The following is a 15,742-nucleotide window of genomic DNA, read 5'->3' on the forward strand; positions in this document are numbered from 1 at the left end:
CGTTTAGAAAAACCTTCACGTAACAATGTGGAAATCTGATATCTTTCTTCTTGAGTAAGATGAGTATAGTTCATGATGCAACTTTGACTTTGGTCGGTCGGAAGCAAAATGCTAGCTCATCTTGCTTTCTTCCAATAATTTAATCTCTGTTGCACTTCATTTGAGAATCCAAGATTTAAAAAAGCACCCCATCTGGAGTGCTTTTTTGCGCTATAAAATTTACAGCTTAGATTTCACGTACTGCGCCTTTTGCAGCACTTGTGGTATGCATGGCATAAGCTTTCAAAGCTTTAGAAATCTTACGTGGACGGTCTTCTACTGGATGCCAGCCTTTTTCATCTTGAGCAGCACGACGAGCGGCCATAGTCGCATCATCCACAGCTAGGTGAATGGTACGGTTTGGAATATCGATTTCGATACGGTCGCCATCTTCAACCAGACCAATAGCACCACCTTCAGCCGCTTCCGGAGAAACGTGACCAATCGACAGACCTGAAGAACCACCAGAGAAACGGCCGTCAGTCAGAAGTGCGCACTCTTTACCAAGACCTTTAGATTTCAGGTAGCTGGTTGGGTACAGCATTTCCTGCATACCAGGGCCACCACGTGGACCTTCGTAACGAATCACAACTACATCACCTGCTGTGATTTTGCCACTCAGAATCGCATCTACCGCAGAATCCTGGCTTTCAAATACGCGTGCAGTACCGTTAAATTTCAGGATTGATTCATCTACACCAGCTGTTTTTACGATACAGCCATCCAGCGCGATGTTGCCATAAAGTACAGCCAGACCACCGTCTTTAGAGAAAGCATGTTCTGCATTACGGATCACACCATTTTCACGGTCGCCATCCAGACGTGAGTAGTAACGGTCTTGTGAGAATGCAGTTTGAGTTGGTACACCGCCCGGTGCTGATTTAAAGAATTTATACACTTCCTCATCTTCAGTACGGATGATGTCCCACTTGTCCAAAGCATCTTTGAGTGTTGCTTCGTGAACCGTACCGACAGAGGTATCTAACAGGCCTGCACGATCCAGTTCACCGAGGATCGACATGATACCGCCGGCACGGTGTACATCTTCCATATGCACGTCATTCTTCGCAGGAGCAACTTTACAAAGCACTGGTACTTTACGAGACAGACGGTCGATGTCATCCATCGTAAAGTCTACACCTGCTTCATTTGCAGCAGCTAACAGGTGAAGTACTGTGTTAGTTGAACCACCCATTGCGATGTCCAAAGTCATGGCATTTTCATACGAAGCTTTGGTCACCATTGAACGTGGTAATACGCTGTAATCGTCCTGTTCATAATGGCGTTTTGCCAGTTCCACAATGAGAGAACCAGCACGTTCGAACAGTTTTTTACGGTTCGCGTGAGTTGCTAAAGTTGAACCGTTACCTGGAAGTGATAGACCCAATGCTTCAGTCAAACAGTTCATTGAGTTCGCAGTGAACATACCTGAACATGAACCACAGGTTGGACATGCAGAACGTTCGTATTCTGCAACTTCTTCGTCAGTATAGTTATCATCTGCCGCAACGATCATCGCATCGATCAGGTCGATCGCTTTGTCATTACCACGGATTTTTACTTTACCGGCTTCCATCGGACCGCCAGACACGAAGACCACCGGAATGTTCAGACGCATTGCTGCCATCAGCATCCCCGGAGTGATCTTGTCACAGTTCGAGATACACACCATGGCATCGGCACAGTGTGCGCTGACCATATATTCTACCGAGTCAGCAATCAGGTCACGTGAAGGCAGTGAATACAACATACCATCATGACCCATCGCGATGCCGTCATCTACAGCAATGGTATTGAATTCTTTTGCTACACCGCCTGCCTGTTCAATCTGACGTGCCACGAGCTGGCCTAGATCTTTAAGGTGAACATGACCCGGTACAAACTGGGTGAATGAGTTCACCACGGCAATAATCGGTTTACCGAAGTCTTCATCCTTCATCCCAGTTGCGCGCCATAAGCCACGCGCACCCGCCATGTTTCTTCCGTGTGTCGATGTTTTTGAACGATAGTCAGGCATTTTATATTTCCAACAAAGTTTGAGCTTGAAATGAACCGAAAAAGGTTCACTCTGGCTAGATCATACTGACAATGAGCTTAAATCAGTCGAATGTTAGACCTATCATACTACAAGCCATTGTTTTACAAGATGACCTATTCGTTGTAGATGCAGACAAAAATGTCTATAGAGAGGTCTCGGTGAGCTGACAATAAAAATCTCTTAATAAAGCTACTATACCGCCATCATGGATCGGACAATACAAAACTTTCATGAATAATTTTTAGAATTTGCATGAGTTTTTTTTATATAAAATTTAATTAAAAGTAGGAATCTATAATCGCTGTAACAGTTAAGTGCATTGTAGATTAGGCGGCCATTTGGCTTTTAGCTTATAATAGCTGCCAAGTTTATTTGGAATTTCATGTGTGAAAATCATATTTGCAGGCACACCAGAATTTGCAGCAACTGCATTGGCTGCGCTTCTCAAAACCGATCATGAAATTGTGGCGGTCTATACTCAGCCGGACCGTAAAGCCGGTCGTGGTCAGAAACTTACCGCTTCTGCTGTGAAACAGCTGGCGCTTGAACATGACATTCCGGTATATCAGCCACTTCATTTCAAGTCTTCAACTGAAGAAGGTCTTGCTGCTCAGGCTGAGTTAAAAGCCTTGAATGCTGATGTGATGGTTGTAGCTGCCTATGGTCTGATTTTGCCGCAAGTGGTTCTGGATACGCCTAAATATGGTTGCCTGAATATTCATGGTTCACTGCTGCCACGCTGGCGTGGTGCTGCGCCGATCCAACGTGCAATTGCAACAGGTGATCACGAAACTGGCGTGACCATCATGAAAATGGCTGCCGGGCTGGATACTGGTGACATGATGTATAAAACCTTATGTCCAATTACTGCAGAAGATACCTCAGCCAGCCTGCATGATAAACTAGCTGCTCAAGGTGCTGAAGCAATTGTAGCGGTACTGGAATCTGAAGAAAAATTACAACAGTATTTAGCTGCCCGGGAAGTGCAGGACGAAGAACTTACCGTCTATGCTCATAAGCTGTCTAAGGCAGAAGCCCGAATTGACTGGAGCTGTACTGCCTCTAATATTGACCGTAATATCCGTGCCTTTAATCCTTGGCCGGTGGCTTTTATCCCTCTGGATGAAAATAACAACCTGCGGGTTTGGGGTTCGGTACTCTCAGAAAAAAATGCACACTGTCATGCCGCTGGTACGATTCTGGCGATTGATAAACAGGGTGTACATGTAGCCTGTGGTGATGAGAAAGCAGTGTGTTTAACTTCACTGCAATGGCCGGGCGGTAAACCGCTCAATCCGGTACAAATTAACCAGACCCAAAAATTACATGTAGGACAATTATTGGCATGAGTCATTCTGAATCAGGTACATCTCACCTTAACTTGCGTGCCCAAGTGATTCGTACCTTACTTGCTGTACAGCAAGGACAATCTCTGGCTAGCATCTTGCCCCTGCATTTAAAGAAAGTGGCCGACCGTGACCGTGCCCTGTTCCATGAACTGGTATTGGGTACTTTGCGTCAATGGTATGCACTTAAAAGTATTACCTTGCCTCTGCTGGTCAAACCTTTAAATAATGACACGGTTGAAACCTGTCTCTATGTCGGTCTATACCAGTTACTGGAAACCCGGATTGCACCGCATGCTGCCATTTCTGAAACCGTGACTGCAGTAAAGCAACTTGGTTATCAGGCTTTAAGTGGCGTAGTCAATGCCATCCTGCGCCGTGTTTCACGTGAAACATCTGAATTTCAGGCAGCATTGGATCAAGCTCATGGCCTGCCAAGCTGGCTCTTTAAACGTCTGAAAAAAGACTGGCCAGAGCAACTTACTGAACTGAGTCATGAGTTAAAGCAGATTGCTCCACTGACCTTGCGCGTAAATGAACGTCAGGTTAGCCGTGAAGACTATCTGGAAATTCTGGACGAACATGAAATTCCGGCCCATGCCTGTACTGTTTCCAAAGTCGGGATTATTCTCGATGCTAATGTACAGGTACCTGACTTACCTGGTTTTGATGTCGGCGGTTTTTCGGTACAGGATGAACATGCCCAGCTCTGCGCTACCTTATTGCCAAATCTCGATGACAAGTTTGTGATTGATGCCTGTGCAGCACCGGGTGGTAAAACGGCGCATATTCTAGAAAAATATCAGCCACGTAAACTGATTGCGCTGGATCAGGATGCCAAGCGTTTAACACGTGTCACTGAGAATCTTGAACGCCTGTTACTGGAAGGCGAACACGTTGAAATTAAAGCCGCAGATGCCATCACTTGGCAGGCACCGGAACAGCCGGACTGTATCGTACTGGATGCGCCATGTTCAGCCATCGGTGTAATGCGTCGCCATCCAGATATCCGTTTACTGCGTCATTCAACAGATATTACCCAGACAGTAGAGCTGCAAAAGCAGATTCTGGAAAATATGTGGCAGCAACTCAAAGTCGGCGGCACCTTGCTCTATATCACCTGTTCAATTCTTAAAGCGGAAAATGAACAGCAAATGGTCGAATTCTTTAGCAAGCATGCAGATGCTAAGGAAATCAAAATTGAAGCCGATTGGGGTATTGAACAGATCCATGGCCGTCAGCTTCTCCCTAAAACCGATCAAGGCGATGGCTTCTTCTATTGCCGGATTGAAAAAACTGCTTAAATGATATTGCTAAAAGAAAAGGTAGCTTTGGCTGCCTTTTTTATTATTTTGATTTGAGCTTCTTATTGTACAAATTTAAAAACCACTAGACTGGTCGCCAGTGCAGCCATACCGCTGACCAAACCATACACGGTTTCATGACCTTTTGAAAAACGTTTCGCAGTCGGCAAGAGTTCATCCAATGCCAGATAAACCATCACCCCACCGATGATCCCAAACACCATGCCATAAATGGTATGGCTCATATACGGTGCCAGAATGAAATAGCCCAATGCAGCTCCTAGAGGTTCGGCAAGGCCTGAAAGCAGACTAGCCACAAGTGCATAATCTTTACGGCCTGTTGCGCCATAAACCGGTAATGCAATCGCTACACCTTCAGGCACATTATGAATCGCAATGGCAACCGCCAATGGTGCACCCAGTGCAGGACTTTCCAGCGTCGCAAAAAAAGTCGCCAATCCTTCTGGCAGGTTATGTGCACTAATCGCAAATAACGTCAGTAGTCCTGTTCTTAGTAATTGCGGCTGACTCAGATCCTGTTTCGATTGAGCCTCAATGGTTTCATGCGGATTAGGAACGAATCGATCCAGCAATAAGACCAGTACCACACCCAATAAAAAGGCAAAAGTACCATAAGCAAAACCGGATTTTTCATCAAAGGCCAGGCTAAATGAACTGATCGATTTATTTAAAATTTCTGTAAGAGAGACATAGATCATTGCTCCGGCAGCAAAGGCCAATCCAAAGGCTAAAACCCGGTAGTTGGGTTTTTTCAAGAACAGCACCAATCCCCCACCCACCAAGGTAGCCAGACCTGCCAAAAATGTCACTGCAAAAGCAGTATAGACTTGTGCATCAGTAACGGGAGTAATTCCCATAAGACTGCCCATTAAAAAAGTCATTATCACCAAAGATGATAATGACTTTCATTTACAGCAACAATGTGTTTATGTGAAGATTTTTAGTCTTCTGGTTCTTCTGGATTTTTTGCCAGATGCATGACAGCCAGTGCCAGACCACCCCATAATAAAACCATGGAGAAAATCATCATAATTAATGCAGATGTATTCATATTCGTTCTCCTAACTATGACGATCTTTCACTAGACTGAACAGAATGGCACCCAGAATAAAGAATGCAATCGTACCCCCACCAATCATCCATAGCGTACTTGCAGGATAATCACCATAACCTTCTGCCATGATTGATTTTAGGGTTAAACCCAATGCCGATAGTAAAGATAACGGCGTGATTACAGTCAGCATGAATTTCCAGCTGCCACCCAGTTTCAGACTGGCAAACTCGTTCACATGTGTTTCTAGCTGTTTCATCAATGGACGACGGAACCAGGACAATAAAATGATCGAGAACAGACCACCACCCACAATACCAATGTTGTTAGCGAAGTAGTCAATGATGTCGACAAAGGTAATGGCACTATGAGTCGAGAACATCAAGGTGGATACAACTGCTGAACCACCCGCAATAATCGTCACTGACTTGTTCTTCGACCAGCCAAGTTTGTCCTGGAATGCCGCAATTGGCACCTGCAGGATACTTACCATGGAGGTAATACCTGCCACTGTTAATGAACCGAAGAACAGGAAGCCGAACAGGTCACCGCCTGCACCTAAGCTGGAAATGATTTTCGGGAAGGCAATAAAGGCCAGACCGATACCACCAGATACCACATCTTCAACTTTCGCGCCTGAACTGAACGCCATAAAACCAAGTGCTGCAAAAACCCCAATACCTGCCAAGATTTCAAAAGACGAGTTAGCTAATGCCACCACAACGCCTGAACCGGTCAGGTTAGTTTTACGTTTCAGGTAAGAGGCATAGGTCAACATAATCCCGAAGCCCACTGAGAGTGAGAAGAAGATGTGACCAAACGCAGCCAACCAGACTTTATAATTGGTCATGGCTTCCCAGTTTGGCGTAAAGAAAGCATTTAAGCCATCGACTGCACCCGGTAAACGTACCGCCTGAATCACCAGAATCGTGAATAAAATTACCAGTAATGGCATGAAGATTTTATTCGCCAGTTCCACCCCACGGCGTACCCCACCGTAAAGAATCAGCATCACGGCTGCCCAAACGATCACCAGACCAAAGAACAGCACAGGGACGAAACCGAAAGTTAAGCCCTCACCATTTTGCAGGTAGCTATTGAAGAAAAAGGCTTGTGTATCCGTGCCCCATTGCTGTCCAAAGGAATAAATCATATAGCTGCCGGCCCAAGACAGGACGCTGGCATAATAAATCCCGATAATCAGGGTCACCATGACCTGCCACCAACCCAGAGATTCTGCATTCATGAGTTTTTTGTAGGCCATCGGCGGTGCTTTGCGGAACTTATGTCCGACTGCATAATCTAAAAATAATAGAGGTAAACCTGCTGCAAAAATTGCAATCAGATAAGGAATCAGGAATGCCCCGCCGCCATTTTCATAGGCAACGTATGGAAAGCGCCAAATATTCCCCAAACCAACGGCAGAGCCAATGGCTGCAATAATAAATCCTGATCGTGCCGACCAATTCTCTCGAGTATCTGTCATAGAACACCTAAACTTTAAACTTCATTCAATACTGCTTATTATGGTTATGTCGCGAGCACTGAAGAAGCATTTCAATTATTTCGGGTGTTTGAATTAGAGTTATACCTTTTGGGCATCGAATTCTAATATACAAACAGGTCAGCTAGCCGGACAGCTTGCTTAAAGTCTGAGCAGAAAGCCGACCTTGTAGATGGTTCAACAATACTGACTTTTTCAAATTTTTTCTGTAATTTCTGCTTAAAACATTCTTTTTTTATAATCTATTCTTATCAAATGCTCAATAATTCTACGCTGAGCCCTTGATTTTATTGGTTATATGTATATAAACTTTTTGGAATATATTGTTTTTAAGTTTTACTACAGTTTTCAAGCAATTTTTCGCTCTTAATTCATCAAGTGTTAAATAGAGATTGAAAAAGTATTTTTATACCTTCTTCACTTATTTTCTTCTGAATAAAAACAGAGCTGTGTCTTCATTTATTCAGTCTATATTTTCTGCCTACGCTGCTACCTTTTTAAGCAATAAAAAGCAAAATTCCACAACCGGCCTGCCTTATGCCGATTGTGGAACTGTACTGATTGATTCGGTCAGCTTAACATTTGATGACAAGCATACGTTCTTCCTGCATGTCACGAATCGCAGACTGAATGCCTTCACGACCCAGACCGGAATCTTTGACACCGCCATAAGGCATATTATCAACACGGAATGACGGAATATCATTGATAATCACACCACCCACATGTAGATGATCCCAGGCATACATCATCTTCTGCAGATTCTGGGTATAGATGCCGGCTTGCAAACCAAAACGACTACTATTAATACAGGCAATCCCTGATTCAAAATCGCTATAAGCTTCAATAATGGCGACCGGACCAAACACTTCATTACGGTAAATTTCCAGTTGATGGTCTACCTTTTCCAACAGGATCGGTTCAAACATCGCACCCTTCACTTCACCACCAGTCAGTACATGGGCACCTTGCGCTACGGCATCTTCCATCCAGCGATGCAAACGTTTAGCTTCAGCTTCCTTGATCATTGGCCCTAACAAAGTTGTTTCCAGATCCGGATCACCGGCTTTCAGATGTTGCAGTTTCTGAACCAGCTTGTCTTTCAGTTCTTCAAAAATATCCTGATGCACCAATATACGTTGCACACTGATACACACCTGCCCTGCATGACCATAAGCACCACCAATCAGACGATCAATCAGCTGTTCGCTGAGTTCAGTATCTGGCTCAATCATTACTGCGGCATTCCCACCGAGTTCCAGAGTAACTTTTTTGCGGCCGGCGCGGGCTTTCATATCCCAGCCCACGACATCAGAACCGGTAAAGCTCAATAGTTTAAAACGGTCATCTGTAACCAGTACATCTGCAAGATCGCGTGGACACGGCAGAACTGAGAATGCATTCTTCGGTAAATCAGTTTCTGCCAGAATCTCGGCAATTTTTAAGGCTGAAACCGGAGTCAGACTCGCCGGTTTTAATACAAATGGACAACCTGCAGCAATTGCCGGCGCAATTTTGTGTGCAGTCAGATTTAATGGAAAGTTAAATGGACTAATCAGGGAAACGGCGCCAATCGGTACCTGTTTGACCATGCCCTGATAACCGGAAGCTGCGGCAGTGACTGCCAGAGGCAAAATACGGCCCTGATCCATCTGGGTGACCGCATCTGCCGCAATCTGGAAGGTATTGATCAGACGTTCTACTTCTGCACCGGCTGCTTTACGTGGCTTGCCACCTTCCGCAATCAGGATTTCAGTCAGTTCTTCACGGATTTCATTAAACCGCTTCACACAATGCAGCAGAATTTTCTGTTTCTGGAAAGGTTCCAATGCTGCCATTTCTGCTTCTGCCTGAGTCGCAGACTGAATTGCCTTTTCTAAAGTTTCAGCATCTGCCAGCGCGACACGTGCATAAAGCTCCTGACTATATTTATGTTTGACCTCCAGCCATTCACCCGTTTTTACCGGCTGTCCTGCCACATATAATGGATAGTCTTGATGATGTTGTGCTGCTGTCGATCCCATTATTCTGCCCTTCACATTAGCATATACATTTTAGAAATTACCTATATCATGCACTTACTGATTACGTTTAAGAAGATGTATTTAGGTAACAAAATCGCTCAATTTAAAGAAAGCGTAAGGAAAATTAGAAATGCGTACACAATTATTCACTGCATTATTACTAGGATTAGGACTGAGCAGCATAGGCCATGCCGATGTGATTGGTCTTAAAGCAGATGCCAGCTACTGGAATTTTGACGGTTATAGCCAATCTGCCAATGCCAGCAAACAGGACCTGGATCGCCAAGGCACGGCACAACTGTCGGTTGCATTTGAACATCCAGTACCACTACTGCCAAATGCCAAAATCAAATATGTGAATCTGGACAGCAATAGCGAACAAATTACCCCGCTGAATGTTGCTGATATCGAACTTAATAATATCGACTATATTCTGTATTATGAGCTGCTGGATACCATTGTGCATGCTGATATCGGTGCGGGTCTGACTAATCTGGATGGTACAGTCAGAAATCTGAATGCAGGTGTCCTGACTCAGTACGATCTAGATGAATACAGTCCATTACTCTACGCTACAGCGGGGGTAAAACTGCCATTTACTGGCATGAGTGCTAAAGCTGAAGCGGTTTACAGTCACGGTAGCGATATCAAAAAGACTGATGTTCAGGCTGAACTGCAATATGACTTTATTGATAACCTGCTGGTTGATGTAGGGGCTAAAGTCGGCTATCGCATCATGAATATCGATGCCGAACAAAATAATGCGCCAGACTTGGAACTGGAATTTAAAGGTCCTTATGTCGGCTTAGATATACACTTTTAAGTAATATAATGAGTTATGGAAATCGGTCCTTACCCTGTAAGCCGAGACGTACAATGATAGATGTCATCGACGTCTATGCCAGCTTTCAGGTTCAGACTATTCTACAAACATACAGAGCAGGAAGCTCAAATACCTAAAAACAAGAAGAATAAAGCAGTGCACCAGGACGTGAGGTACGACAGGAGTTATACCTAAACACGAGATACGAAAAAAGCCCCAACAGGATGTTGGGGCTTTTTTTATCTATAAATTCTTAGCATTGTTTAACAGTTCCGAGCTAAAAATCCAACATTGTAAGAATCGCCTTGTTGTTAATCTGAAAATCCTCACATTTTTTGGGAACAGCAATCATGGTAAAAAAGGTCCTCTTTATTACTTCAAACCAAGGCGTTGAACATGATGAACTGGTCGAGCCTTTAAATTTTCTAAAATCCAAAGGATTTGAAGTGATTCATGCGGCAGAAAAAAATGAAGAGGTGGCAACAGTAAAAGGCGATACTAAAGCTGCTACCTCATATACGCCTGATACCAGTTTTGATCATGTCACACTGGGTGATTATGATCTCTTGGTTGTTCCTGGTGGCACTGTGAATGCAGATACGCTAAGAATCAATGAATCTGCCCAGAAAATCGTGCAGCATTTTGCTGATCAGCATAAACCGATTGCCGCAATCTGTCATGGGCCATGGGTTCTGATTGATGCACAGCGAATTAAGGATAAAAACCTGACCTCGTACAAGAGCATCAAACTGGATCTGGAAAATGCCGGTGGTAAATGGGTCGATGAACAGGTTCATCGTTGCAATACCGGTGACTGGGTGCTGATTACTTCACGTAATCCGGATGACATTCCTGCTTTCAATGATGCTATCTTAAAAGAGCTGGAAGGCGATGCTGCCTAAGTTCACACTATAAAAAGCCTCCATCTGGAGGCTTTTTTATTTTCTTGATCTTATTTTATTTAAATGCCACCTTTCAGGCTTTTTAGATAAGCCACTACATCTTTATTACCGGCCATTTCTGCCAGTTCCAAAGCGGTATAGGTACTGCGATGATCGACATCTGCGCCTTTGCTCACCAGTAGTTTCACTACTTCCAGATGATCATTTTCAGCAGCTGCCTGCAAAGCGCTATAGCCTTCTTCATCGGCAGAATTGACGTCCAGACCTTCTTGTAAGCCCTGCTCGACCTGTTCAACGTCGCCGACTGAAGCCCAGTACACCAGTTCAGGAAGATGCAGTTCTTCATCATCTTCAGGGATTGGGGAGATAGAATTGAATTCCATAGTCATTTCCTAATGGTAATTTAGTTGAGTTAGCTTTTTACACAGTTCACTTTCTAAATTTTTTAACCCTTCCCCATTCTTTAAATAGATTAGAGATCTATGATGAATCATATCAGATGGAATATCACTTACACTTTGAGCAATTGGAATAACTAGTTTACCTAAAGTATGTGCAATCCCTGTTTCATACATGACATTTGGATTTTTACCACTGAAATCGACAATTACTACTCGAGCCCTAAATATTAAATCAAATATATCCTGAATGATCGTACTGTTATCCCAAATATCATCCGCTCTTAAACATCTAAAATTGGATCCTTTAGCAGCCTCTTTAATAGAAGAATACACACCATCAAAACCTGAAAAAGGCATCATTACAGCTATTAAATCATTTTCTAAATCTACACTGGGTACACTAAATACTGAAGGAGAAAATGTAATTTTATTTGTAGCTACTTGATGCGATACATATAGAGTATTTTCATCATGGTATTTGTGATCTAGATAGTCTTTAATTGTTTGTAAGTAATGAGGGTTTTTTAAACTAATTGCCCTTAAAACATCAATAATATTAGCACCATAATCATCATCCCCAAAACTCAAACTTCTTAGCAGCCTAGGATGATTATGGACTATTTGATCCGCATTAACTAAAAGAGCAATTTCACTCCAATCACTAGCATTGAATTCTTTTTCTATTACTCTTTTTAATTCCAAGATAAGTTTATTAGTCTCTATCTGAGTATCATTCGAAGTTAAATTTGAATTAAACATAAATAGTATTTTTTGATTAAATTTTAGACATAATACTATAGATGTGAACAAAAAAAGCCTCCTTTTAGAGGCTTCTTATTTCAGACTTAAGTTTTAAGCTTTTGCAGGAACGGTATCTGCTGAACCAATCTTTTCAGATTCATCATCATGCATGATCAAAGCAACTGCAATCGCTGTAATCAGTACCGGTAAACCGACTGCCATAAAGTTAAAGTGTGCAGGCAGGTTCATACCGAGTAAGCCACCGATCAGGATCGGGCCAACAATCGCACCCATACGACCAATCGCAGATGACCAGCCAATACCTGTTGAACGTACTGCCAATGGGTAGAATTGTGCAACATAACTGTATAGCAACATTTGCGAACCGATTGATGCTGCACCTGCCAGGAACACCAAGATGTAAAGCAGGAACTGGTTAGATGCAAAGCCCATTGAGCTCATCACAATCGCACCCATCATACCGAGGAACATCAATACCGGTTTCAGGTGGAAACGGTCAGCCAAAATACCACCACCGACAATGCCAACCACTGCACCCACGTTCATCGCCATCATAAACATTAGGCTGTTATCCATTGAGTAACCTGCTGCCATCATCAGCTTCGGTAACCAGCTGCTCAGTGCATACATGGTTAGTAGGCAAGTAAAGAAAGCAACCCAGAACAATAACGTATTTACCGCACGGCCGCGACGGAACAGGCTCACCACGTTTGCTGCTTCAGGTACATTTTCCTGTGGCAGTTTAAAGGTAGTAGTTTCTGTAACACTTAGATTTGGAGCCAAACGACGCACAATTTGACGTGCTTTTTCCTGTTTGTTGTCTTTGACGATAAAGGCTAAAGATTCAGGCAGGAATTTCCAGATCACAGGCAATAAAAATAATGGAATACCTGCGATAAAGAACATGATTTGCCAACCAAAACTTGGGGTAAACCATGAACCCAATAAGGCAGCCATCACACCACCTACCGCATAACCACTAAACATAGTAGTTACTAAGGTACTACGCATTTTTTGTGGTGCATATTCAGAGGTCAGTGCCACCAGGTTTGGCATTACACCACCAATGCCCAGGCCGGCAAGGAAGCGTAAAATACCAAACTCAGTCGGGTTTGAAGCAAAGCCACCGGCAAAGGTCAGACCACTGAATAATACGATACAGATCATGATGACTTTTTTACGGCCAATTTTATCTGCTAGAGAACCAAAGATCATCGCACCAAACATCATGCCGGCAAGTGCAGTACTGGCAAGCATTCCCGCTTGAACGGCACTTAAGCCCCAGTCCTGCATTAATAAAGGTAAAACAACACCATTGATTGCTAGATCGTAGCCGTCAAACAAGATAATGAGTAAACACCAAGCAACTACATTGAAGTGAAAAGGCGTAAATTTCGCATTATCGACTACAGAATTTATATCTACTGTTTCCGTTGTCATCGTTCTCATCTCCCATGAGTACTTGTCCATAAAATCCTTTTGAATATCCAGGGGAATATTCAAGTTTTAGCAATATACGCAAGTGAGATTTAGTGCACAATAAGACCAAATGATGGAGCAATTTCAGCCATAAAATAGCGGCTATTTGTGTGATTTATCACATTTTTATAAAACTAAATAATTGAATAATTAGACATTTATTATTCTCATTAAAATGCTTATATAAATAGTCTATAGACCAATGATTTTTTGATTTATTCAATTTTTTATGAATGATTTTTATACTTTAAACAAAAAATCCCTTTCTTATGAAAGAGATCTTTTGACTTAATTAAGATTTATAGCAAGTGGATTGGCAAAAAGTGACTAGGTTTTAATAGAATTCAGCTTCTGTTTCGCCAGTAAGGTCTCAGCATTTCGTTCTGCATTCAGATCTTTACGTACAATCATAGCCACTGAAATCGCGCCAATAATGGCTGGAATCGCAACTGCCAGGAAGTTCATTTTATGTGGCAGCTCCATACCCAACAGGAATCCAATAATAATTGGACCAACAATTGCCCCTACCCGACCGACTGCAGACGCGCAACCAATACCAGTAGAACGGATTGCCAATGGATAGTACTGAGCCACGAAACTATAGAGCAGAATACTGCTACCAATTGCCGAAGCACCTGCAGCAGCGACCAGCAGATAGATCACAGCTTGTGGAGAGTTAAAGCCTAATCCAACTAATGAAACTGCACCCAATAGGAACATGCCAATAATGACGGGTTTCAGATGGAAACGATCCGCTAGAATACCGCCACCAATGGTTCCAACTACTGCACCAATATTCATCGCCATCAGGAACATTAAACTGTTACCTAGAGAATAACCCGCTGCCATCATCAGTTTTGGTAACCAGCTACCCAATGCGTAGACCATAAGCAGACACATAAAGAAGCAGCACCAGAATAATAAAGTACTCATGCTACGGCCCTGCTTAAATAAAGCGGCAATTGAAGCATCTGGCGCATGGACTTCATTCAGTACAAACTGGGTACTTGCAGTGACATTTTGCTCAGGACTGATCTGCTGAACAATTTTACTGGCCTTCTCATTTTGCTGTTTTTTTACCAGGAAAGTTAAAGATTCTGGTAAATACAAATACAGTATAGGTAGCACCAATAATGGAATACCTGCGATATAGAACATGATTTCCCAACCAAAACTTGGGGTAAACCAGGCACCTAATAACGCCGCCATAATCCCGCCAACTGCATAACCACTAAACATGGTAGTGACTAAGGTACTACGCATTTTTTGTGGCGCATATTCAGAAGTTAATGCGACCAGATTCGGTAATACACCGCCAATACCTAAGCCCGCAATAAAACGTAGGATGCCAAATTCAGTCGGACCAGAGGCAAAACCGCCCCAGAACGTAAATCCACTGAATAAGGTCACACAAATCAGGATGACATTTTTTCGTCCAATTTTATCTGCCAGCATACCGAAGAGCATGGCACCAAACATCATGCCTGCCAGAGCGGTACTTGCAAGCATTCCGGCCTGAACTGCCGTCATATTCCATTCTTGCATCAGTAGGGGTAAAGCAACACCGTTGATTGCCAGATCATAACCGTCAAAAATAACGACAAATACGCACCAAAGTACGATCTTTAAATGAAAAGGTTTAAACTTTGCTTCATCCACTACAGCATTCACATTCACTGTTGTTGCTGTCATTTTTCCTCACCTCCAATTGTGAGCTTTTTTATTCTATAAAAAAATGAACGTTCATTCACTTTTGTATATAAAATGGATGATTCTTTAAACCTTGTCTACTGCAAAACTTACCAAGTTAGATTTTTTTAATAAAATTTAGGCTAAAGTCGTAGATCGAATATTTTTTAGACAAACCAATAAAAAAATAAGACGAAGTTAATTAATTATAATTTTCACGTTATTTATATTTTTATTATTTAGGCATGATTAGGAGGTTATTTACTTCTTTTCCTAAAAACCCACGCATAAAAAAAGCCCCCTGCATGAGCAGAGGGCTTTTGGAATAATGAGCTGGCGATGACTTACTCTCACATGGG

The 15,742-nt window shown here is 42.8% G+C and carries 13 protein-coding genes; 4 read left to right on the plus strand and 9 right to left on the minus strand.

Features of this window, described 5'->3' with window-relative positions; all coding sequences use genetic code 11:
- Positions 1-226: 226 nt before the first annotated feature.
- Positions 227-2,056: a dihydroxy-acid dehydratase gene (ilvD, locus tag FTU46_RS15720; protein WP_180105306.1), complete on the minus strand. Its 1,830-nt coding sequence runs from the start codon at positions 2,054-2,056 to the stop codon at positions 227-229.
- A gap of 407 nt (positions 2,057-2,463) precedes the next feature.
- Between ilvD and fmt the strand changes: the two genes are divergently transcribed.
- Both fmt and rsmB read left to right on the plus strand, forming a co-directional pair.
- Positions 2,464-3,426 carry a methionyl-tRNA formyltransferase gene (fmt, locus tag FTU46_RS15725; protein WP_004780397.1) on the plus strand — a complete coding sequence of 321 codons (963 nt, stop codon included), beginning with the start codon at positions 2,464-2,466 and terminating at the stop codon, positions 3,424-3,426.
- On the plus strand, positions 3,423-4,727 hold the full coding sequence (gene rsmB / locus FTU46_RS15730; protein ID WP_180105307.1) for a 16S rRNA (cytosine(967)-C(5))-methyltransferase RsmB: 1,305 nt from the start codon (positions 3,423-3,425) through the stop codon (positions 4,725-4,727). Before fmt ends, rsmB begins: the two co-directional genes overlap by 4 nt.
- A 62-nt stretch (positions 4,728-4,789) precedes the next feature.
- Here rsmB and zupT read toward each other — a convergent pair whose 3' ends face one another.
- From zupT to FTU46_RS15750, 4 genes are all read right to left on the minus strand, one after another.
- Positions 4,790-5,605, minus strand: coding sequence for a zinc transporter ZupT (gene zupT, locus FTU46_RS15735; RefSeq protein ID WP_180105308.1), 816 nt, complete (start codon positions 5,603-5,605; stop codon positions 4,790-4,792).
- 83 nt (positions 5,606-5,688) lie between these two features.
- On the minus strand, positions 5,689-5,799 hold the full coding sequence (locus FTU46_RS15740) for a methionine/alanine import family NSS transporter small subunit (protein ID WP_004780392.1): 111 nt from the start codon (positions 5,797-5,799) through the stop codon (positions 5,689-5,691).
- Between the two features lie 10 nt (positions 5,800-5,809).
- Positions 5,810-7,285 carry a sodium-dependent transporter gene (locus FTU46_RS15745; protein WP_125279821.1) on the minus strand — a complete coding sequence of 492 codons (1,476 nt, stop codon included), beginning with the start codon at positions 7,283-7,285 and terminating at the stop codon, positions 5,810-5,812.
- Between the two features lie 593 nt (positions 7,286-7,878).
- Positions 7,879-9,327, minus strand: a complete 1,449-nt coding sequence (locus FTU46_RS15750; protein ID WP_180053078.1) for an aldehyde dehydrogenase family protein — start codon at positions 9,325-9,327, stop codon at positions 7,879-7,881.
- 130 nt (positions 9,328-9,457) lie between these two features.
- Between FTU46_RS15750 and FTU46_RS15755 the strand changes: the two genes are divergently transcribed.
- On the plus strand, positions 9,458-10,150 hold the full coding sequence (locus FTU46_RS15755) for a TIGR04219 family outer membrane beta-barrel protein (protein WP_180047694.1): 693 nt from the start codon (positions 9,458-9,460) through the stop codon (positions 10,148-10,150).
- Positions 10,151-10,500: 350 nt separating this feature from the next.
- Complete coding sequence (locus FTU46_RS15760; protein WP_180004125.1) at positions 10,501-11,052, plus strand: type 1 glutamine amidotransferase domain-containing protein; 552 nt, start codon at positions 10,501-10,503, stop codon at positions 11,050-11,052.
- A gap of 59 nt (positions 11,053-11,111) precedes the next feature.
- On the opposite strand, the gene FTU46_RS15765 is transcribed toward FTU46_RS15760, so the two are convergent.
- The 4 genes from FTU46_RS15765 to FTU46_RS15780 form a co-directional block, all read right to left on the minus strand.
- A complete protein-coding gene (locus tag FTU46_RS15765) occupies positions 11,112-11,435 on the minus strand; it encodes an ankyrin repeat domain-containing protein (protein ID WP_180105309.1) in 324 nt (107 codons plus the stop codon).
- A gap of 9 nt (positions 11,436-11,444) precedes the next feature.
- Complete coding sequence (locus tag FTU46_RS15770; protein WP_257224672.1) at positions 11,445-12,263, minus strand: hypothetical protein; 819 nt, start codon at positions 12,261-12,263, stop codon at positions 11,445-11,447.
- A 42-nt stretch (positions 12,264-12,305) separates the two neighbouring features.
- Positions 12,306-13,655, minus strand: a complete 1,350-nt coding sequence (locus tag FTU46_RS15775; RefSeq protein WP_180105310.1) for an aromatic acid/H+ symport family MFS transporter — start codon at positions 13,653-13,655, stop codon at positions 12,306-12,308.
- A gap of 366 nt (positions 13,656-14,021) precedes the next feature.
- A complete protein-coding gene (locus tag FTU46_RS15780; RefSeq protein ID WP_166137440.1) occupies positions 14,022-15,386 on the minus strand; it encodes an MFS transporter in 1,365 nt (454 codons plus the stop codon).
- Positions 15,387-15,742: the final 356 nt, after the last annotated feature.

The organism is Acinetobacter sp. YH12108 (assembly GCF_013419055.1).
GTDB lineage: Bacteria > Pseudomonadota > Gammaproteobacteria > Pseudomonadales > Moraxellaceae > Acinetobacter.